Annotated in this window: 14 protein-coding genes; 8 read left to right on the top strand and 6 right to left on the bottom strand. The window is 63.0% G+C overall.

All coding sequences use genetic code 11. From position 1 onward, the window contains the following. Positions 1–50 precede the first annotated feature (50 nt). Positions 51–464, bottom strand: a complete 414-nt coding sequence (locus B3547_RS10440; RefSeq protein ID WP_136958174.1) for a hypothetical protein — start codon at positions 462–464, stop codon at positions 51–53. Next, the gene (locus tag B3547_RS10435; RefSeq protein WP_292962808.1) at positions 461–4,705 is read right to left on the bottom strand and encodes a strawberry notch-like NTP hydrolase domain-containing protein; all 4,245 of its coding nucleotides are present in this window, start codon (positions 4,703–4,705) and stop codon (positions 461–463) included. Before B3547_RS10435 ends, B3547_RS10440 begins: the two co-directional genes overlap by 4 nt. A gap of 203 nt (positions 4,706–4,908) precedes the next feature. Here B3547_RS10435 and B3547_RS10430 point away from each other — a divergent pair, with 203 nt between their 5' ends. Further along, complete coding sequence (locus B3547_RS10430) at positions 4,909–6,189, top strand: HD-GYP domain-containing protein (RefSeq protein WP_136958171.1); 1,281 nt, start codon at positions 4,909–4,911, stop codon at positions 6,187–6,189. Positions 6,190–6,834: 645 nt separating this feature from the next. On the opposite strand, the gene B3547_RS10425 is transcribed toward B3547_RS10430, so the two are convergent. Continuing rightward, positions 6,835–7,263 (bottom strand): type II toxin-antitoxin system VapC family toxin, encoded by a 429-nt coding sequence (locus B3547_RS10425; RefSeq protein ID WP_136958170.1) that lies wholly within the window; start codon positions 7,261–7,263, stop codon positions 6,835–6,837. Positions 7,264–7,278: 15 nt separating this feature from the next. Beyond that, positions 7,279–7,518, bottom strand: coding sequence for a type II toxin-antitoxin system prevent-host-death family antitoxin (locus B3547_RS10420; protein ID WP_136958169.1), 240 nt, complete (start codon positions 7,516–7,518; stop codon positions 7,279–7,281). Between the two features lie 315 nt (positions 7,519–7,833). Between B3547_RS10420 and B3547_RS10415 the strand changes: the two genes are divergently transcribed. The 3 genes from B3547_RS10415 to B3547_RS10405 all read left to right on the top strand — a co-directional run bounded on the left by B3547_RS10415 (position 7,834) and on the right by B3547_RS10405 (position 11,499). Continuing rightward, on the top strand, positions 7,834–9,033 hold the full coding sequence (locus tag B3547_RS10415) for an AAA family ATPase (protein ID WP_168196193.1): 1,200 nt from the start codon (positions 7,834–7,836) through the stop codon (positions 9,031–9,033). Then, positions 9,030–10,049 (top strand): ParB/RepB/Spo0J family partition protein, encoded by a 1,020-nt coding sequence (locus B3547_RS10410; protein ID WP_136958168.1) that lies wholly within the window; start codon positions 9,030–9,032, stop codon positions 10,047–10,049. The genes B3547_RS10415 and B3547_RS10410 overlap by 4 nt, the downstream gene beginning before the upstream one ends. Before the next feature lie 109 nt (positions 10,050–10,158). After that, positions 10,159–11,499: a replication initiator protein A gene (locus tag B3547_RS10405; protein WP_136958167.1), complete on the top strand. Its 1,341-nt coding sequence runs from the start codon at positions 10,159–10,161 to the stop codon at positions 11,497–11,499. Between the two features lie 1,018 nt (positions 11,500–12,517). Here the strand turns inward: B3547_RS10405 and B3547_RS10400 are convergent. Continuing rightward, a complete protein-coding gene (locus tag B3547_RS10400; protein ID WP_292962795.1) occupies positions 12,518–13,390 on the bottom strand; it encodes a hypothetical protein in 873 nt (290 codons plus the stop codon). 230 nt (positions 13,391–13,620) lie between these two features. On the opposite strand from B3547_RS10400, the gene B3547_RS10395 reads away from it, so the two are divergent. The 3 genes from B3547_RS10395 to B3547_RS10385 are packed head-to-tail and all read left to right on the top strand — an operon-like array spanning position 13,621 to position 17,041. Continuing rightward, entirely contained in the window at positions 13,621–15,291 is a 1,671-nt protein-coding gene (locus B3547_RS10395) for a Mu transposase C-terminal domain-containing protein (protein WP_136958165.1), read from the top strand. After that, the gene (locus tag B3547_RS10390; protein ID WP_136958164.1) at positions 15,288–16,103 is read left to right on the top strand and encodes a TniB family NTP-binding protein; all 816 of its coding nucleotides are present in this window, start codon (positions 15,288–15,290) and stop codon (positions 16,101–16,103) included. Before B3547_RS10395 ends, B3547_RS10390 begins: the two co-directional genes overlap by 4 nt. Further along, on the top strand, positions 16,100–17,041 hold the full coding sequence (locus B3547_RS10385; RefSeq protein WP_255504938.1) for a TniQ family protein: 942 nt from the start codon (positions 16,100–16,102) through the stop codon (positions 17,039–17,041). The genes B3547_RS10390 and B3547_RS10385 overlap by 4 nt, the downstream gene beginning before the upstream one ends. Here B3547_RS10385 and B3547_RS10380 read toward each other — a convergent pair. Further along, positions 17,038–18,006, bottom strand: a complete 969-nt coding sequence (locus B3547_RS10380) for a hypothetical protein (RefSeq protein WP_136958163.1) — start codon at positions 18,004–18,006, stop codon at positions 17,038–17,040. The genes B3547_RS10385 and B3547_RS10380 overlap by 4 nt on opposite strands. Before the next feature lie 212 nt (positions 18,007–18,218). On the opposite strand from B3547_RS10380, the gene B3547_RS10375 reads away from it, so the two are divergent. Next, positions 18,219–19,382, top strand: coding sequence for a tyrosine-type recombinase/integrase (locus B3547_RS10375; protein WP_136958162.1), 1,164 nt, complete (start codon positions 18,219–18,221; stop codon positions 19,380–19,382).

Here is a 19,382-nt window from a genome sequence, read left to right as displayed (position 1 = left end):
GCACGATGCAAATGGTTCCGACCATGGCTCGGATGCGTACAAGCAGGCGCTCATAGTGCCTCGCCCCGCTCCACCAGGTACACCGGCGGCGGATCGGCCCAGGCATAACCATGGCGCTCCATCTGCCGGGCGATGGAGCGGCGGTAGCGTTCGGGCCAGTCGCGATGCCGGCGCAGGCGTCGGCCGATCCGCACGCTCTGGCCGGCGAGCAGCCCGCGCCGGATGATGAGCGCGGGATCGATCCGGTTGGCGCGCTGCTCCTCGAGACGCCGCACGGCCTCGCAGGCTTTGCGAAACGCCCGTTCGATTGCGGCGGCATAGGCGATGAGCCGCGCGTCATCGTGCTCGATCGGCGGATAGCCGCTGCCGGGACAGCGCGGTCCTCTGGCACAATGATGCACGACGGTGCCGTCCTTGCGCAGGGCTTTGCGCCGGCCGCAGACCTGGCAGCGAAAGCCACTCATGCAGCGATCTCCCCGACAATACGGTCGGCATCGTTGACCGGCAGGAAGAGGCGCGTGCGGAACTGAATGATCTCGGTGAAGCACCCTTTCGCCTTCAAGGCGGGGAGCGCCCGGGCCTCGAAGCCCAGGATCTCGAGACGGGCCTCGCCGTTGACCCGCGAACGCCTGAGCGACAGGCCCTGCCGCGCATCGATCGGCACGACCTTTCCGGACAGCGCGGCCTCGACGATTTCCTGGGTGGTGAGCTGGACGGCGCCGCCCAGGCCCAGCTTGTCGAGCAAGGCATTGACGGTCCCGGCCGGAACGATGCGGCCAAGCAGCGAGCGCCCGTCCTGCGTCACCAGGCGTCGCACCTGCGCTTCGTCGCCCAGCAGGTTCCAGATCGGCAGCAGGCGACCGGTGGCGAGGAAGAACCGCTCGGTCTGGGGCCGGGCCTCGAGATCCGCACACTCGGCCTGCCAGAGCCGGGCGAAGCTCTCCGCCGACAGGTCGTCCCAGTGGCTTTCGGCAAGATCGGGATCGGTGATCACGCTGCGGCCACCGGGACGATGGAGCGCGTAGCAGCTAATCGAGAGGCCGTCATCCGTAAGACGGGAACGGGTTCGCACCAGCAGGGCGACCTTGCCCGAGCGGCCGTTGCGCAGGAAGCGGGCCGAGCCCCCTGCCCTCCTTGCCCGCTCCATGATCCCGGCAATGTCCGGACAACGCACCGCCCATTGCGCCTCGATGGTGAGCAGCTCGGTGATCGCGGCGCCATCGCGTTCGAGCAGCGTGCGCCGCTCGGCGACGGTCAGCCGGTCGGCCACGACCGTCTCGACGCCGGCATCGAACGTGCCCGCCTTGCGGGCCGCCTCGATCCGCGCTTCGACCAGGCCGAGGAACTCGTCGAAGATGGCGTTCTGCAGGGCGATCGGCAGCGCCAGGATGCGGTTGAGCCAGCGCTGGATGGGAGGAAGGTTGTCGACCAGGCTGCCTTCGTGTTCGAGACGCAGCCCGGTGCGCTCGCAGAACGACGCGAACTGGCAGGAGGTCAGCTTGCCGGCATGCAGCAGCCGATACCACTGCAGCAGGGCTTCCCTCGCGTACTCGGATTCGAGGTTGTCCGCCGGGTCGAACAGGTTCTGCCCACCGGTCTGGCGCTGCCCGCGGGTCAGGGCGCCGAGCGCGTCGAGCCGGCGGGCGATCGTCGAGATGAAGCGGCGTTCGCCCCGGCAATCGGTGGTGACCGGACGGAAGATCGGCGCCGAGGCCTGGTGGGTGCGATTGGTGCGGCCAAGGCCCTGGATCGCCTTGTCGGCGCGCCATCCGGGCTCGAGCAGGAAATGGACGCGGCGCTGCTGGTTGGCCGCCGCCAGGCTCGCGTGGTAGGATCGCCCGGTCCCGCCCGCATCGGAAAAGACCAGGATGCGCTTGCTGCCGGCCATGAACAGGTTGGCATCGGCAACGCCGGCGGCTGCCGAGCGTGACTGCAGCTTCTGGGAACCGTCGGGCAGCGTCAGCAGGCGCCGGGTCCGCCCGGTCACCTCGGCCACAGCGTCGGCGCCGAAGCGGGTGATGATGGCGTCGAGCGCCGGCGCGATCGGCGGGAGCGCGCCGAGCATCTCGATCATGTCGTCGCGCAGGCGCAGCGCATCGGCACAATGAACGGGATGGCCATCGGCATCCGATATGGGGCGCGAGAACATATTGCCGTCTTCGTCAACATAGCTTTCCATCGCCCGCGTCGGGAACGCGTTCTGCAGGTAGGAAAGGCAAAGTTCCCTGGGACTGAGATCGATGGCAAGCTCCGCCCGCTCTTGCGCATCGAGATCGGCAAGCCGCCGGTCGAGCAGGGCTTCGGAGGTCGAGACCAACTGGACGACCGCGGACATGCCATTGTCCAGCGCGGACTGGATCGCCGGCAACAGGGTGGGCAGCTTCATGGCGAGCAGCAGCTGGCCGAAGAAGCGCTGGACCGAGGACTGGAACCGGCTGCGCGCGGCGGCGAGCGCCGGGCCATTGAGCGTCCTGCCCTCGAGCGGATCGGTGACGCCGGAGGCGGCGAGCGCCGATTCCATGTTCCGGTGGATCACCGACCAGGCTTCGCTCCAGGCATCGAAGTCCGCGATCTGGACGGGCGTGAGCGCGTGTTCGAGGATATCGTATTCGACGCCGGCGTAGGACAACGAGCGGGCGGTATAGACGCCCATCGCTTTCAGCTCTCGTGCGACCAGTTCCATGGCGGCAATGCCGCCTTCGCGGATCCGCGCGGTAAACGATGTCCGGTCGGGAAACTGCGTCCCCTCCCCCCACAGGCCGAGACGGACGGCGTAGGCGAGGTTGTTGATGTCCGTGGCGCCGGTCGCCGAGGCATAGACCACGCGGGCGCGGGGCAGGCGGTTCTGCAGTTCGACGCCGGCGAGGCCCTGCAGCGATCCCTTGGTGGCGCCAAACCGCCCTTCCCCGCCGGCGACGCCGCCCATGGCATGCGCCTCGTCGAACAGGATGCATCCCTCGAAGTCGGGTCCGCACCATTCGAGCAGCTGCTGCAACCGGGTCTTGCCACCCGATGCATTGCGCAGCGTGGCATAGCTCAGGAACAGGATACCCTCGCTGAGCGTGATCCGGGCGTCGGGCCGGAACTTCGCCATGGACTGGATGTCGAGGGCCATGCCTCCCAGCGCTTCCCAGTCGCGTATCGCATCGACCTGCAGGCTGGCGTTCTCGGACAGCCAGATGTGGCGGCGGTTCCCGCGCAGCCATTGATCCATCAGGATACCGGCAAGCTGACGCCCCTTCCCCGCCCCGGTGCCGTCACCGAGGAAGAAGCCCTGCCGGTAGATCTGGCCTTCGGCATGCGGGACAAGTTCGAGCCCCTTTTCCGGCACGGCATAGCGGCCGGGCAAATCGCGCGACGTGGCATCGAGCGCATGGGTGACCGTCTCGAGCTGGGCCGCGGAAAGAACCTGGTTCTCCATGACCGACCGGGGAAGCCGGGGCACATAGGCAGGCAGCGGCGGCAGGACCGAGGCCATGGCCGCGCTTTCGACAAGAGCGGCGGGATGGTCTGCGGCGCCTTCGAACGCGATCCGCTGGGGCCGCCAGGCGGCATAGACATCCGTCGTGGCGACGTCAGGGCCATGGGCCGCCACGGGTTTCCATTGTACGTCGACCCAGTTCGGCGCATCCGCCGATGGGCAGCGGTCGGCCACCGGCACCGAAACGGGTGCCGAGGCCCGCCTGCCGAAGGCCTTGAAGAGGCTTTTGCCCTGCCCCCCGCGCTCAGGGATCGGTACAGACGCTGTCGCGCAAACGTCGTCAGCGGGACAAACCGCGCGCGGCGGCATAGCGGTCACGAAGGCAAGCAGGTCACCGAGTTTTGGACGCTGGACGACAGTCGTGTTGAGGTTGCCCGGAACCTTGTCGATCGCCAGCAGGCGGATGGCAACGCGCGTGCCATGGCTGCGGAAGGCATCCTCGATACGGAAATGCGCCGCGACAGTGGAGCCCTGCAGGGCGCGGGCAAAGACTTCGGCCTTGCGCCCTTGTCCGGAAAAGCCATCGGGCATGATCGCGACGAGCCGCCCGCCGGGGCGCAGCGCGGCAAGCGCCGCAGCGATGTGGCGCGCGGCGGCAAGCGGGTCGTCCTTGCCGGCGGCGTTGCGTGCGAACGGTGGGTTCATCAGGACGACGCTTGGGCGAATGCCAAGTTGCCGGATCGCGGCGGCATCATGGGTTGTGACGGAAGCGGTCAGGAACAGTTGGCGCAGGATCTCTGCACGGACCGGATCAAGCTCGTTGAGGTGGAGCGCCCTCCCCTCCCCTGCCCAATGCGCGAGCATGCCGGTCCCGGCGCTGGGTTCGAGGACGCTATCGTCTGGCCCGATCATTGCCATCCGCGCGGCGAGCCATGCCAGCGAGAGCGGGGTCGAGAAATGCTGGTGAGCGATCTGCTCTTCGCTGCGGACGGTCTGGATCGGCAGCAGGCTTGCCAATGCATCCAGTGCCATCAGGCACGCCGCGCCTTCTTCCGGCAGGGCCGTTTCGCGTGAACGTAGGATCGTCGCGATCTCGGCGGCAACAAAGCTGTCGCGTTGTGTCCATGCACCGCTGGCGGCCGAGCAGCCGAAGGCATCGACCATCGCGGCGTTGAGGTCATCCCGCCCGATGCGCGAGGATGGACAAAGGCGATCGGCAAGCTGCCTGGCTGCAGCAATGAGGCGAATGGAGTGCTGTGATGGGGACGAAAGTGCGTGAAGCATGGGATGCGGACCTTTCTGTGCGGCCTCTCTCGGCCGCCGATCTCCTTCCCCTCTTTCCTTTCCTGCTTCCCTGTGTCGGAGCGCGCCCGGACGAGAACCCCGTTCCCGTTCAGGAGGTAAGATTCACTTAATCCCTGTCCCGGTAAATTCCTCCATTACGGAGCGCCTCAAGGACGCAGCCATATCCGGGGACATCAGACGCCATGATCCGTCGTATCGAACGAGACCAGGTTCGTATCGGCATGTTTATATGTGGTTTCGGGGGGTCATGGTTCCTCCACCCGTTCTGGCGCTCGAAATTCCTGATCGAGACCGGCTCGGACGTGGAGAAGATCCACGCTTCGGGCGTTTCCCATGTCCTGATCGATGACGAACGCGGTGTTTCGCCGGAAAGCGGGGATAGCGATCAGAGCGTGACGACAAAGGCGCCCGCCAGGCAAAATCGCGCCACCCCGCGCGCTGTCGCCTGGAGTGCCCCCCTGCCCGACTGGGATACTCCCCGGAGCGACACGAGAGCTTCCGATCGCAAGAAGGCGGAACGCCTTGTATCGCGCTCGAAGCAGGTCATGGTAGGCGTGTTCCATGCCGCGAGGCTGGGTCGGGCGCCGCACGTGACGCAGGTCGTCGATATCGTCGACGACATCAGTCGGTCCGTGACCAGCAACAGGAACGCCCTGCTCAATGTCATTCGCCTGAAGAACAAGGACGAATACACCTACCTGCATTCGGTCGCGGTATGCACCCTCATGGTCAACGCCGCGCATCAGCTGGGCCTTGATGCCGACACCGCGCGCGATCTCGGCCTTGCGGGCCTGCTGCACGACATCGGGAAAATGTGCGTGCCCGAACCGGTGTTGAACAAGGAAGGCGGGCTGACCGACGAGGAATTCGCGCTGGTCAAGGACCACCCCCGGCAGGGCCATCAGCTTCTAGCCGCGGTTACGGAGATGTCGGAAGCCGCCCTCGACGTCTGTCTGCACCATCACGAGAAGGTCAACGGAAAGGGCTACCCCTTCGGTCTGTCCTGCGACGAAATCAGCCTTGCGGCGAGACTGGGCGCGATCTGCGACGTCTATGACGCGTTGACGTCGGATCGGGCGTACAAGAAGGCGTGGTCGCCTGCCGAAGCGCTCGCCGCCATGTGGAGCTGGGAAGGTCATTTTGACCGGGAGCTGCTGTTCGTCTTCATGCAAAGCATCGGTGTGTTCCCTGTCGGCATGCTGGTCCGATTGCGCAGCAACCGGCTTGGCATGGTGCTCGACAACGCACGCCGCAATTCGCGGCCGCGGGCTTGCGCTTTCTATTCCACGCGCGACAAATGCTACTGTCCGCCCGAAATCGTCACCATCAAGGACAGTCTCGATGGCGACAAGATTATGGGTGTCGAGGAACCGGATTTATGGGGCTTTTCCGATTGGCCGTCGTTGCAACTTCATCTGGCGGAAGGCCGTCTGCCGCCGGACCTCCAAAAGATTGCTGCTTGATTGTGGCAGCGTCCCGTTTGACATGGGTACGTACTGCGCCAGCTAAGTCACAGTGAGGGAATTTGAATCAATAAGGCGCCATTGATTCAAAGTATTTGTTTCACACGACCGGCTCCTTTCAGCATGCCCCGGGTCTTCGACAGGGGAAATGCCATATGGGTGTAAGCGTCAGACATTCTTGCGGCCATGCACAGGTTCATGACGTGCTTGGCCATTTTGCCGCGGATCTTGACCAGGAAGCCGCAAGACTATCCCGACAGAGATGCGCGGAATGTGAAGCTCGGGTCCGGGAGGAGAGACTCCAAGCCGCGGTCGCGGAACTTGGCGGATGCCAGCTACCTGATCTGTCGGGGAGTTTCCGGCAGATAGCCTGGGCCACCACAATTCGGACGAAGCGGCTCATAGAATTGCACAAGGCCGGGGTCGGCAGGGATTTCCTGCAACACCTTACCGCGCAAACCAGCGCCAAATGGTGGATCGCCAGTCGCTCATTGAAGCGAACTGCGTTCGTTTCATACGTGCAGGGCCTGGCATGCGGCGGCGAGCTTTGATTGCGGGAGAACCAAAGTTGGAAGTCGTCAAGCAGCCGGAGCTGGGTTCCCCTCTAAGCGGCGCTGGGTTCCGGCTCGCCTCCCTAACGAACAATCACCCCTTCCCTTGATCCCAAGGGTTGAGAATCTGGACCGGGGCATGGGAAAAATCGGCGACATTGCGTGTGACCACTGTCAACTCGTGAATAATTGCCGTCGCTGCTATCCACGTATCGCGTTCGGCCCGCGGATCCGGAACATGTAGCGACGCAGCTTTGGTTGCGATATCCGGCGTAATATCGAGGATGCGGTTACCAAAGGCTCGTAAGAATACCTTCGAGAGGCTGCGGCGCAACGCACCCGCTTGGACAGGATCTTTCCTTTCAAGGCGACAGACACCCATTTCCATCTCAAAGAGGTTAATGACGGAGATGTGGAGTTCGACGGCGTTTTGCTTTTGTAGCCAAGATGTTACGTTAGGATCAGCTTTTCCGTTACCAGCGCGGCGGAGTTCGGTAATCACATTGGTATCAAGCAGATACATTTATTCATCCCACACTTAAGCCTTGCTGAAGCCACTAAAGCGAACGGCTTCGAAGTCTATGTCTGCGGTTTCGGGATCGTAGAACAAATCGACGATATTCGGCGCGCTGGCTGACAGCGCCTCGTATTCCGCCCAGTTCAGTATAACAAGCTTGCGCTGGCCGCGTTCGGTGACAATGACCGGCCCATCTTCAGCTGCCTTTTTGATGCGACCCGGATTTTGGTTGAATTCCTGCGAGCTAAAGATTGCGGTCACCGTCGACTCCTAGGTAGCTATCTAGGTACAGATATCATGAGTAATGAACAACGGCAACGTTGCCCCTCACGTTCGCTGCGTCCCTCCCGGCCTCGCCTCCTGAGTGGTTCGCCCCAAGAGTACCTCCAAAAGCGCTCCATCAGTCATTGGGTCGTACAATCTGAATGGATAGCCGGTTCCCGATCGACGAGCTCCACTCGTCCCGATTAGGGGATCATGCGTCACTCCAAGCGCTGGTTTGACTTTTGCGCTTATTTTTGCTCATGAAACACAAACTGGATCAAATTGTCTTGATTCGAAGGGAGGCACCCGAAGATGTCATATACCGTGAACACGCTTCGGACGATGACCCGTTCGTGTGAGATGATGCGCGACCGCGTAAAATCGGTCGTGTTCAAACCGGAAGACCGCAAGGTTCTCGACCTCACATTCGGCCCTACGGCAGCAGCGGAGCTGGTCGGGCGTACCCCCGAAGCCTTGGCGAAGGCTGAGAAGGAAGGTCGGCTCTCGCCGCCAAAGCAATTGGGTAATGGCCGGCGCTATTACACGCTTGAGGATCTGACTAAGATCCGCGAGGCTCTCCACATTCATCCAGGCAAAGCCACTGATGAAGATGCTGTCGTGGTGGCCGTGCAAAATTTCAAAGGTGGTGTGGGTAAGAGCACGATAACCAAGCACTTCGCAGATTATTTGGCTCTTCATGGATATAGCGTGTTGGTCATCGACTGCGACCCGCAGGCTTCGACCACGACGATGTTCGATATTCAGCCCGAAACCCTTTTCGATGAAGACAAGACGCTCGGCAATTTCCTCTCGCCGCGCAGCACCTTTGACGATTTCCGTCAAGCCATTCACGACACGGCTTGGCCGACGATCAAAATCGTGCCTTCAAGTCTTGGGCTTCAGGACGCGGAATGGGATCTGACAGCGACGTTGCGCGAGGGCGGTCAGGCAGTCCGCGAGGGTTTGCAGAGACTTCGCATCGGCATTCAGGATATCATCAAAGATTTCGATGTCATCGTGCTGGATCCACCGCCAGCGATGGGCTTTCTGGGGCTGAACGTGATGGCCGCTGCGACAGGGCTTCTTGTCCCCGTCCCAGCTCGGCAGCTCGATTATTTATCGACCATTCACTTCATGGATACAATCGCTGACAATATCGAGATCCTTGAAGAGAATGGTACGCCCGTGGATTATGGCTTTATTCGTGTAGTTTGTTCTGCCTACACGCCAAGCAAGCCTGGTGAAGCCGACATGTGGAAGATGATGCAGGCAACTTATGCGAACTTCCTACTGAGCCAGCCTATTCTGGCATCGGAAGAGATCAAGAACGCGACCCAGGCTTTCAGGTCGATTTACGAGAGCAAGCCATCGGCTGCGCACGCCACCTATCAACGGTGCCGTGATAATCTCGACTCCGTGTTCGGAGAAGTTCTCCAGCAGATTCGCGAGCAGTGGCCGTCGCAGAGTATCTCCGGACGTGCGAGCGACACTGTCACGAGCGCAGCAGCATGAGCCGGCGTTCAGCGATCAGCGAAGCTCTGGCAGCGCCAGCGCCCACAACCGAGCCTACAGTCGAGCAGACGGATGCCGGCCACAGTGGAGCAGCCCGCAATTTCACCGCGCGGCGGTTGGAGGGGTTCACCGAAGCTGCCCGGATGGTGAAACGCCCCACCATCCGGCTGAAGCCATCAGAATGTTCAATCTGGCCGGGAAATGCCCGGGACTATGCCCTGCTGACTGAAGATCGCGTCCGAAGCCTAATCGATTCGATCCAGGCCGAGAATGGCAACCGGATACCGGTCGTCGTTCGGCGCGTGAAGAATGCTGCGCTCGAATATGAGCTTGTAATCGGGACGCGTCGCCATTGGGCCATCTCCTGGCTCAACGCGAACCACTACCCTGATATCGAGCTTGTCGCGATCATCGAGGATCTCGACGACGAGGCGGCCTTCAGGCTTGCGGACATCGAGAACCGGGAGCGTGAAGACATTTCCGATCTTGAACGTGGGGCGAATTACAAAGCTGCGGTCGACGCCTATTATGATGGCGTGCAGGCCCGTTTGGCCGATCGGGTGAAGCTGTCGAGATCCATGTTGTCGAGATACATCGGCCTCACGGAAATCCCGCAATCGATTGTCAGCGCGTTCAATTCGCCAATGGACCTCCAAGTGCGCCATGGCGATAAGCTTCTTCCACTCATTCGCACTCCGGCAATGCGGGAGAAGATGGAGGCAGCGGCCAAAGACATCGCTGCGGAACAGAGCTTTCGGCAATCGGGGGATGAGGAGCCTATTGGCGGCGCCGAGGTCGTTGCGCGACTGATCAAGTCGACTACGACAAGCCGGGGAACTCGCCACCAGAAGGCTACCATCGAAGCCAAAGGCTCCACGATTGGTCAGGTCGACCGTGACCGAGCGCGAGGCCTGACCATCACCATCAACCCGACTGATCTGTCCGCGGATGATATCCTTGAGGCTATTCGCCCACTCATAGAGAGGGCCAAGATCTTGAAAAGAGCCGGTCGCTGATGGGACTTGTTGCCGTCAGGAATAGCACGAGATTTCCCACTCTAAGAAATGGGGTTTTTCTCCCTATTTTCAAAGCTTTACCCTCCTTGTCCCACGCGTGGGACAAGCCATGAGCGACCGGAAGGCGAAGACCCAGGCCGCAGTACCGGGTGGTCGGCGCGTCCAATTCGAAATGTTCTTCACGCTGCCTGACTTCAGCGATGTTTCGCTGCGCGATTATCAGGAGACGATGCAACGCCCCTTCTTCAGCCTATCGAAGAAGAAGCGGATCAAACCCATTGAGTACGTGAGTCCAGACAAGCAGGTCACCGTCCATGTGTCGGCAAACCCGGAATACGGCATGGCGACGATCTGGGATGCTGATATCATGATCTATCTCGCATCTCATCTGAACGAGCTGCGTGAACGGGGTGAGAATGACCTGTCGCCGACAATTCGTCTTCAGCCCGGGGATCTGCTGAAACGGATTTGCTGGGGTGTTAGCGGGCGCGCTTACGAGCGCCTTATTGGAGCGCTAGATCGACTTCAGGCCACAACGATAAAAACGAACATCCGGGCCAACTCCAAAACCCGTGAGACCACGTTCTCATGGATCGACAGTTACACTCATCTAGTAGACGAGCGCACGCAGCGTTCACTCGGCATGGAGATTACGTTGTCGAAGTGGTTCTTCGACGGTGTGATGGACAAGCGCAATGTCCTTGCGATCTCGCCGCTCTATTTCGAGATCACGAGCGGTCTCGGCAAATGGCTTTATCGCGCGAGCCGCAAACATGCGGGCGGCAATGGTGCCGAAGGCTTCACCATCGGCTTCGAGACGCTGCACCAGAAGAGCGGAAGCGAGAGCTCCCTTCCTTCGTTCAAGAACAAAATCCTCGAGTTGGCGCGCGCGAACAGCCTGCCTGAGATCAACCTGGAAGTGATCGGCGCAGAGACGCCACGCCCGAAACTCAAGATGGTGATGCGCCGGTACATGGATGGGCATCGCGAAGTGTCATCGGTGAAGCGTGGAGATACCCCCTCCCCTGCCCGTCGCACGACCAATCCAAAGCATCCCGACGCGGACAAACCGCTTCAGCCGTCAGCCATCCAAGCGGCAGACGACCTCGTTGACCCGAGCCTCACGCATGCCTTGGTGCAACGCGCCATCTCGAACCTCAAAGTCGCCGATCCGAACCCGAGCCAAGACCCGCATGACCCAGCCTACGCGGCAAAAGCCGCTACCACGCCACGCCGGCGCGGTGGACGGGCGCATGAGGTGCTCGACCCCGAGACCTATATCGCGATCAAAACCGAATGCCCTGGCTGGGATCTGGACGTCCTAATCAAGCAGTTCGACGCGTTCCTGAACAGCAATCCTAACGAGATGCCGCGGAACTATTCCAAGCGGTTCTACGGCTTCATGAAGAAACACCACGAGCGTAACAAGCACACACTGCCTGGGTTCTGACACCTCTTCCACCCACCGCTCGAGATAGGTCAAAGCATCAGGTCTCTGTCGGTATCAGCTACGAGCAGGGCAGGGACTACAACACAAACTACCATGCGGTCCCGGTGCCAGATGTCGATTGGCATCGTCTGCACTGTACCGCCATCGGCGTGCACCGCATCGTGTTTTCGGGAATCGCTCAGACGGACCAGCACGAAGGCCAACGCCTACGGGAATCCCCCACAATCTGACGACCTGAACGCTTCAGAACGTCGGCTCCACGATTCTAAAAACACGTCCGATAGCCAGGCAATCAATCCGGAAAACTACCCCAACCTGGCCAATTTCCACACTCGCCAAGCAAACAACTTCAAACCAGAGCAAGGACAGAAGGCCCCTCGATATTCTATAGATCAGCCTGCAAAATTGACAGCAGAGTGGCGAAGGAGAATATCCATTCCCGATAACACGATGGACCGGGTACGTCACATTCCCGATAACACGCTCGAACCGACAACCGGCCCGGCGGAGGTAGTTATAGGTTTGGGGTCTGCAGGCCAAAAGCGAATCGGAACACTAACCTCTGCGCTATGGGGTAGTTCTCACACTCACCGGCAGAGACTTATCCACACCTCCCGATCTACCCGTCGTGTTATCAGATCCCCAGCGTCGTGTTATTAGAATCTCGCCATCGTGTTATCAGGCTTTAATCGTCGTGTTATTGGATTCTATCCACAGGCAGCGAATCGCCCAAATTCCGGCAGTTTCTGCGAGCCTCAAACCCAGTAACATTCTAACTATAAGGCTTAACCCCTCTAACGCATGCGCCTGCGGCGGATTCTGAAAATGTCTATTTTATGAGAGAGAAAGGGAGGGCGCTGTCCATTCAACCTCGACCCGCACCTCCACCAAAGTAGACTTGCTTTGGATCCCCGTTTCGCAACGCAATTTTCGTGGCAACCTGAGGCGATACATCAGGCAGACGCTCAATGACTGGGATACGCTGGACATGGTACGCTAACGCCAATTGGGGCAGTTCTCATGGATCGTTCGGCCTCAGTCGTGAGAGTAAGGCATCCACCTCATCCATGGCCGCATCAAATTCCACCAGCGCGTCGGGCGTGAACGGGGAGGCGGGCAGGGGAGGGGCCTCGATTCCGGACCTCGGCCTCGCGGCACTGTAAAGGTGAACCCCACCGATCGTGGTGCGTGAGACACACCCGTCCTCCTCCAGCGTGGACAGCATCTTGCGCAGGCCGAGGCGGGAGACGCCGAGCAGCCGTTCCACCTGCGCCGAGCGCATCGCCCCGAACCCGGCCAGAAGCGCATACAGCGCTGGCACCCGCGAGGTGCTGCGCCGGTCGGTGCCGAGCCGCATCGCGTCCTCCGCCAGCGCCCGCGCCTCGCCAACGTCCTTTCCCAGCCCCTCGGCGAGGCGCAGGAGCGCTTCAGCCCGACCTGCGCGCGATTCCTCGCTGTCACCGTCCAGGGCGTCGAGGCGCAGCAGCCCGGTCAGCGGGAGCGCGTGCGGCAAATAGCCAGCCCGGCGGAAGGGCTCGCCGAGCAGGACTTCGACCGCCCAGCGCGGGGAAGGGGAGGGTGGCCGTTCGACGGTCACGCGCCAGTCGCCGATGCGCAGCGGCGTCGGCACAAACTCCCCGGGCGCGAACAGCGGGCTTGACGCGACAGCGCGGTGGACAGCGCTCAAGAGGTCGAAGGGGAGGGCGCTCGCTGGTGCAGGCAAGGCTGCCAGAAGATCCCGGGCGTCCTCCAACAGGAGACCGGGTGAACCGTGATCCTCCTCTCCCTGCTCATCGGCCCAGGCCATAAGGGCCGGCCCCATTTCAACGGCCAGCGAGGCCAGCGGTGCCCAGCTGCTGTGGCCGAGTGCGCGGAGCAGAGCGGCGACCATGGCGCGGGGTGGGCGCAAGTCCGCGGTCGGGCGATCGGCGGGATCGACCAGCGGGAGCAGGCCGGCGAATGTCGGCTGCCAAAGTTTCTGGCAACCGAATTTATGCACTCAATATCAATGCATTAGTGCGACTCCGGGAGCATTAATTCTGGCAGGCCGGAAAACCATGTCGGGCGCTCTGCCAGAATTGATGTCATCGAACGGGTCGATTTCCGGCCAGGGGAGGGCGGGTGATCGAGCGGAAGCCGCAGCCGGCGAAGGCCATCTCAACCGAGGCGCTGGCGACCGGTGCCGAGCTATATCCGATCTTCAGGCACCATGTTCCACTCGATGGATCGATATCCGCACGGGTCATAGCCGAAGTTTCAGCTGCGACAGGCCTCAGCGCGCGCCAGGTACGCCGGTTGGCGGCAAGATTCCGCGCAAACCCGGTGGCCGCTAGCCTCGCTCCGACACCGCGCGGCCCCCAGATTGGCAGCCACCGCATCGCCGCGCCGGTAAAAGCGGCAATCGAGCGGCTCACCCATGAGATATTCCTGGCAAAGCCGCCGCCAACGGCGGCCTTGGCGGCCCGCGAAATCCACGGATTGCTGCTTGCGGAGGATGGGGAGTTCCGCTTCTCACCGGACGAGGTCCCGAGCGAGCGCACCCTGATCCGCCTGATCGGGGAGATTTCGGAGCCGCAGCGGGCAAAATCGAGCATGGGCTCGAAGCAACGCAGCGCCCACGAACCGCATCCGGGAGAATACCGCAGCGACGGCCTGCTCGATCTGGTCCAGATGGATCACACCCGCGCCGACGTGATTCTGGTCGATAGCACGCATCGCGAGGAACTCGCCCGCCCGTGGATTACGCTGTTGGTGGAGGTCTGGACCCGCAGTATTCTGGGCTTTTATGTGAGTTTTGGGGACCCTTCAATCTTCCGCTGCGGCCGGGCGGTGGCCAATGCCTTGTTACCCAAGGAACCGCTGCTTGAGGAACTGGGCGTCGATGTTTCCTACCCGATGCACGGGCAATTTCGCCGTCTACATGCCGACCATGCCGCTCCGCACCGGGCGGATAGCTTCAGGCGTGCCTGCCTAGCCAATGGCATCGATCCCGATATCCGGCCGCGTGGTCCGGCGCACTTTGGCGGGCACATCGAGCGGCTGATCGGCACATTGGTTGGCAGGATGCGGCTGCTGCCGGGTGCGACCGGCGGAAATGTGACCCAGCGTGACGGCTACGATGCCGGCATGGCGGCGGCGATGACCCTGGCGGAGTTCGAGCGCTGGCTGCTGTTGCAGATCGCCATCTATCACAACGCGCCGCACAAGGGGCTGGGGGGACAATGCCCCGCGCAGGCCTGGAAAATGGCGGTTTCGGGCCATCTTCCGCTACTTCCGGCCTGCCTCGATGTCGAGCATCTCACCCGTCAATTCCTGCCTGCGCGGCAGCGGACAGTGCAGGCTTATGGCGTGCAGATCCTACATCGCCGCTATTGGCATCCGGTGCTTGCGCCCTGGATCGGTCAGCAGATCGCCGTGCACCACGACGAGCGCACCTTGCAGGAGGTCTACGCTGAGATCGACGGCCAGTTCGTCACCCTTCCGGCAGTTGGCCACTATCCCGACGTCAGCGAGCCCGAATGGGAAGCCGAACGACAACGCCTGCGGCGCGAAGGGGCAGCGTTCCAGGCTGACGGCGCGCAGGCGGCGACCGCGCGCTATATCGAGGCTGCGCGGCGCGAAGTTCTCGCGGCCCGCCATCGCACGGCCAGCAGTCGGCAGGAACGCAAGCGCCGGGAGCGGGAAGGGGTATCGCACTCGCCCCAAGCGAAAGGCCGGATCGAGTGGTCCGAGGTTCGCTGGGTCCCGGCAGCCGATCTGCCGCAGGATGACTGGCTCAAGTGGCGCAAATGAGCGTACATTCGGCCTTCTGGATCGATTTCGAGGAAGCGCGCCGCGCGGTCGAGACGCTTGTCGAGCTGGCGCATGACGAGCCCGACGAGCGGCCACCCTGCGTCCTGCTGGTCGGCCAGTCGGGTATGGGCAAGACCTCGATCCTGCGTGAGACCCAGCGCCGGATTGCGCTCGACTTTCCCGAACCCGAGGAATGGGGCGAGGCGCGTTACGAACCGATGCTGCGCACGGTGATCCCTTCGGGTTCGACCGCGCTCAAGATCAACCTGACGCTGCTGTGGAAGCAGGGCTGGCCGATTACCGGCAAGACGCACCGGATCGCCGATCTCAAGGTCGTCGAGCTGTTGCGCCGCCAAAGGACGCGGCTTGTGGGGATCGACAATGTCCATGCGATCCTCACCGCTGGCGGAAGGGCGCGGCGCGATACGCTCGACGCCTTCCGCTTCCTGATGAGCGAAGGCAATGTGCCGATGGTGGTGGCGGGGCTCGACGTCGCGGCGGACATCTTTGCCGAGGATGTCGAACTGGCTTATCGCTCGATCATCGTGCGGCTCAATCCCTGGCCGCCGGGAGAGCCGTCGCAGCGCCTGATCCGGGTTCTGGGGCAGGGGATGCAGCTGATCGAGCCTGAGCGGCTCGCCGAGCCCGAAATCGCCGAATTTCTCTGGCGTCACAGCCTCGGGGTTACCGGCAATTTCAAGCGGTTGCTGCATTGGGGGCAGAAGGTCGCCCGCCGCCATGGCCGCGAACGCGTGGAGTTCGCCGATATCCGCGAGGCGGCGGGTCTGCTGCCGAACCATCCGTCGCGGTGATCGCCCTCGGGCTCGAGCCGGAACCGCTCGCATTCCGCGTGCGCCCGCTCGCGGACGAGTGCTTCGATTCGTGGATCGATCGGGTCGGAAGTGCGCATGAATTGAGCCGAAGCGTGCTTTTCCGCCATCTCGGCATTGAACCGGCGCTGGCCGGACAGGACCTGGCACGCGGCAGCCGCGGCCTCGACGCGGCGTGGCACGAGGCCTTTGATGGCCTGGTCGAGCGGCTTGCTTGGGCGGTGCAATGCGAGAAGGAGCGGATTTCGGCGACATTTCTGGCTTGCGAGGCAAGCGCTCTGCTGCCGCGCGGATTGCGCCACTATGCCTGTGCACGGTGCTGGTACGAGGCGCGGCGGGCGGGAAAGCCCGAATTCATCCGGCGCGAATGGATCCTGCGGGCGAGCTGGCGGTGCCAGGAGCACGGCCTGCCACTGAGCGATATGGGCAAAGTGCCAGGCGAACCGGGCGGTCGGCTAGCGTTGGCGCAATTGGTGCGCTTGGTGGTTCTGGCCGAACGCTCGCTTGCGGTGGCGAGGCCATCGCAGAAGACAATCCGGCGCAATTCCGCGGCTCTTGCCCAGTTGGTCCGGCAGTCGGAATGGCAGAGGCACCGGGCCATCGACCCTGCCTACCGGGACCGGTTCGCCGCGAATGTGTACCATTTCTCAGCGGCTCGCATCGCCATGCTGGCCCTGGCGCATGGTCGGCGCGATGCCGCCGCGCGGCGTTTCGAGGCCCTGATGTCGCAAGCTCTGCCCGAGCGGCCCACGCCCGGCGGCGGCAGGCTGGCCGATCAGAAACCGCCATATCGCCTGCAGGCCCCCTTCAAAGCCACGCCGCGCTCGCACTGGATCGCTCCTGACTTGCTGAGCCTGCTCTGCGCCTATGGTGCGCTGCGGGCCCGGCAAGGTCGGGAAGAGGTGCTCCAGGCCGCCTAGGAGACCGTCTCATGCCGCCAATCGGGCAGGGCCATGGGAATCGTGATGGCGCAGACAAAGGGCGCAAAGGGACCCTGGGCTTGGGCCAGATGCCGGGCTTCGAGGTGCCGCAGCAGCTTGGCGGCGCCCGCCTTGGTGGCGGGGAGCGCACGGGCGAGCTGCGCGGGGGTCAGTCCGCCAAGCCCGAACAGCAGCATCCAGGCGAGGTAAAGCCGTGAGTTCGAACGCTGGCTCGGAAACTCGCGCGCGAAAATCTCGGCCGCACGCGGCGGGCGGGCCACATCACAGGCGGTGCCGTGGAGCGCGGCAAGCAGGCTTTCGCGGCCGTCGCTGCGCCGTTCGCCAGCGTCACGATCGGCGCGGAACAGCCGGCGCTGGACGACGCCGACGAAGGGCAGGGGGCTTTCGCTCAGCCGGAAGGCTGACCCAAGCGCCACAGCCGCCAGGTTGATCGCCCAGCACGGCGTGCGGGCGGTGGCCGACAGGGCATCGCGCTCATCGCCGCTCGAATAGCGGAACCGGTCGACGAGCGCGAGCAGCCGTTCAAGCGGGGCCTGCGGCAGCTTGGTTTGACCGAGCGCTTCGAGCACCGCATCGAGGTCGTCCGTGCTCGCGGCGGCGATGGCCTCGGCGTCGGCGGCCTCGCTGGCCATCGGTCGGATGGCGATTTTGCGCACCGTCCGGATCGCTTGGGTGAGCGGCTTTTCGCGGGGGCACAGGGCGCGTTCGAGCAGGGTGAGGAATGCATTGCGCTCGGCGGCGCATTCGGCGCCGATCAGCGAGGTCCCGAGGGTGATCCCCCGGTCCTGGCGGTATTGCTCCCAGGCGCGCGAGAGCCAGTGGAGCGCCAGCGAAGCGCGCATTTCCGGGGAATAGAAGGCATGCGAGGCGAGCAGGCACTTGGCCAGCGCATCGATCTGGCCGATACGGAAGGCGATGGGACCGGCGTCGATCGCGCTGTTCAAGCGAATGACCCTCCTGCCTGCTGTTCCGAACTGGCTACCTGCGCCGGGAATCTGGGTCAATCACAAAGTTTACCTAATGTGCAGTTTGGTATCCTATCTGTCCGACTGTCAGAATCGCGGAATTTCCATAATCTGATATTATGGTAAAATCGGTGTTGCCGAAAGGACCGATTTTGCCCAAAAAGGTTCGGTGAAATCCGCCGGAAACAACGATGCTCGCCGCAGCTGATCAACCGTTCCCGTCTTCGGTCGAGCTGGTCTTGCGCCGCTACGCGCCGCTGATCGACGCACGCGGCGCCCGTTCGGTCGCCTTCGAGGCGGCGGTCACGGCGATGGCGCCAGCGACCAAGGCCGCGATCACCGCAGACCTCAAGTGCTTCCTCGCCTGGTGCAAGTCGCGCCGGCCGGTTGCCACTGCGGTTCCCGCCGAGCCGGAAACGCTCGTCCACTACCTGCGCTGGCTGGCGAAGGGTTCGGACACGCGCGCTCCTGCCAGGCCCGCGACGCTCGCGCGGCGGATCGCCAGCATTGCCCGAGTTCATCGCATGCTGGGGTTTGGCGAGAAAGAGCCGCTGGCAACGCAGGCCGGGATGGTGCGCGATACCCTGAAAGGGATCCGCCGTGACAAGCGGCAACGCCAGCGTCAGGCCGCGCCGCTGCGGCTTGGCGAAGCCATGGCCGAAGGGCAGGGGGCTCCCGAGGGGGTGACGGTAAAAGCGCTGCTCGCGTCCTGCGGCACCGACATCATTGGTCTGCGGGATGCGGCGCTGATCAGCCTGGCCTATGACGCGGGTCTCAGGGTCTCGGAATTGGTGGGCACCGAGGTTGCCGATCTGCGGCAGGCGGGTGACAGCAGCGGCCGGCTCGAGATCGGGCATTCCAAGACAGACCAGCTGGGGGAGGGGGCTCTGGCCTGGCTGTCGGGTGACACCATGGCGCGTCTGTCGGCCTGGTTGCTGGCAAGTGGCCTCAGCGAAGGCCCGGTGTTTCGTCGGATCAATGTGCTGACCAGTCCGCCAGATCCTGCCGGACAGCGGGTCGTGCGGCACTACATTGGCGCCAAGCCGCTCACCCGCCAGGGTGTGGTCGCGATCCTGCGCCGCCGGGTGCTCGAGGCGATCGATCTCGGCCATGTCGAGCTTGAGCCCGGGATGGAAGGCGACACCGTTCGGGCCTTGAGCGCCCATTCGTTCCGGGTCGGGCTGACCCAGGATCTGTTCGCGGCGGGTGAGGATGGGTCTGGAATTGCCCTCGCCCTGCGCTGGTCGTCGCCAACCACCGCGCTACGCTATGCGCGCGAACTGGCCGTGGGTAACAATGCGGCGGCACGGGTGCTGGGACGCTTGCGCGACAGCGACGGAGGAACGGCCGCGTAG

Origin of the sequence: Novosphingobium sp. UBA1939, from assembly GCF_002336885.1 — a bacterium.
In the GTDB taxonomy this organism is placed as follows: Bacteria; Pseudomonadota; Alphaproteobacteria; order Sphingomonadales; family Sphingomonadaceae; genus Novosphingobium.
Note: the sequence above shows the minus strand (reverse complement) of the source record. Positions and strands in the feature narration are given on the sequence as shown.

Excerpts from the sequence above, each read along its gene's own strand:
- B3547_RS10440 (WP_136958174.1), bottom strand. The coding sequence starts at position 464 with ATGAGTGGCTTTCGCTGCCAGGTCTGCGGCCGGCGCAAAGCCCTGCGC.
- B3547_RS10435 (WP_292962808.1), bottom strand. The coding sequence starts at position 4,705 with ATGCTTCACGCACTTTCGTCCCCATCACAGCACTCCATTCGCCTCATT.
- B3547_RS10430 (WP_136958171.1), top strand. The coding sequence starts at position 4,909 with ATGATCCGTCGTATCGAACGAGACCAGGTTCGTATCGGCATGTTTATA.
- B3547_RS10425 (WP_136958170.1), bottom strand. The coding sequence starts at position 7,263 with ATGTATCTGCTTGATACCAATGTGATTACCGAACTCCGCCGCGCTGGT.
- B3547_RS10415 (WP_168196193.1), top strand. The coding sequence starts at position 7,834 with ATGTCATATACCGTGAACACGCTTCGGACGATGACCCGTTCGTGTGAG.
- B3547_RS10410 (WP_136958168.1), top strand. The coding sequence starts at position 9,030 with ATGAGCCGGCGTTCAGCGATCAGCGAAGCTCTGGCAGCGCCAGCGCCC.
- B3547_RS10405 (WP_136958167.1), top strand. The coding sequence starts at position 10,159 with ATGAGCGACCGGAAGGCGAAGACCCAGGCCGCAGTACCGGGTGGTCGG.
- B3547_RS10400 (WP_292962795.1), bottom strand. The coding sequence starts at position 13,390 with ATGGTCGCCGCTCTGCTCCGCGCACTCGGCCACAGCAGCTGGGCACCG.
- B3547_RS10390 (WP_136958164.1), top strand. The coding sequence starts at position 15,288 with ATGAGCGTACATTCGGCCTTCTGGATCGATTTCGAGGAAGCGCGCCGC.
- B3547_RS10375 (WP_136958162.1), top strand. The coding sequence starts at position 18,219 with ATGCTCGCCGCAGCTGATCAACCGTTCCCGTCTTCGGTCGAGCTGGTC.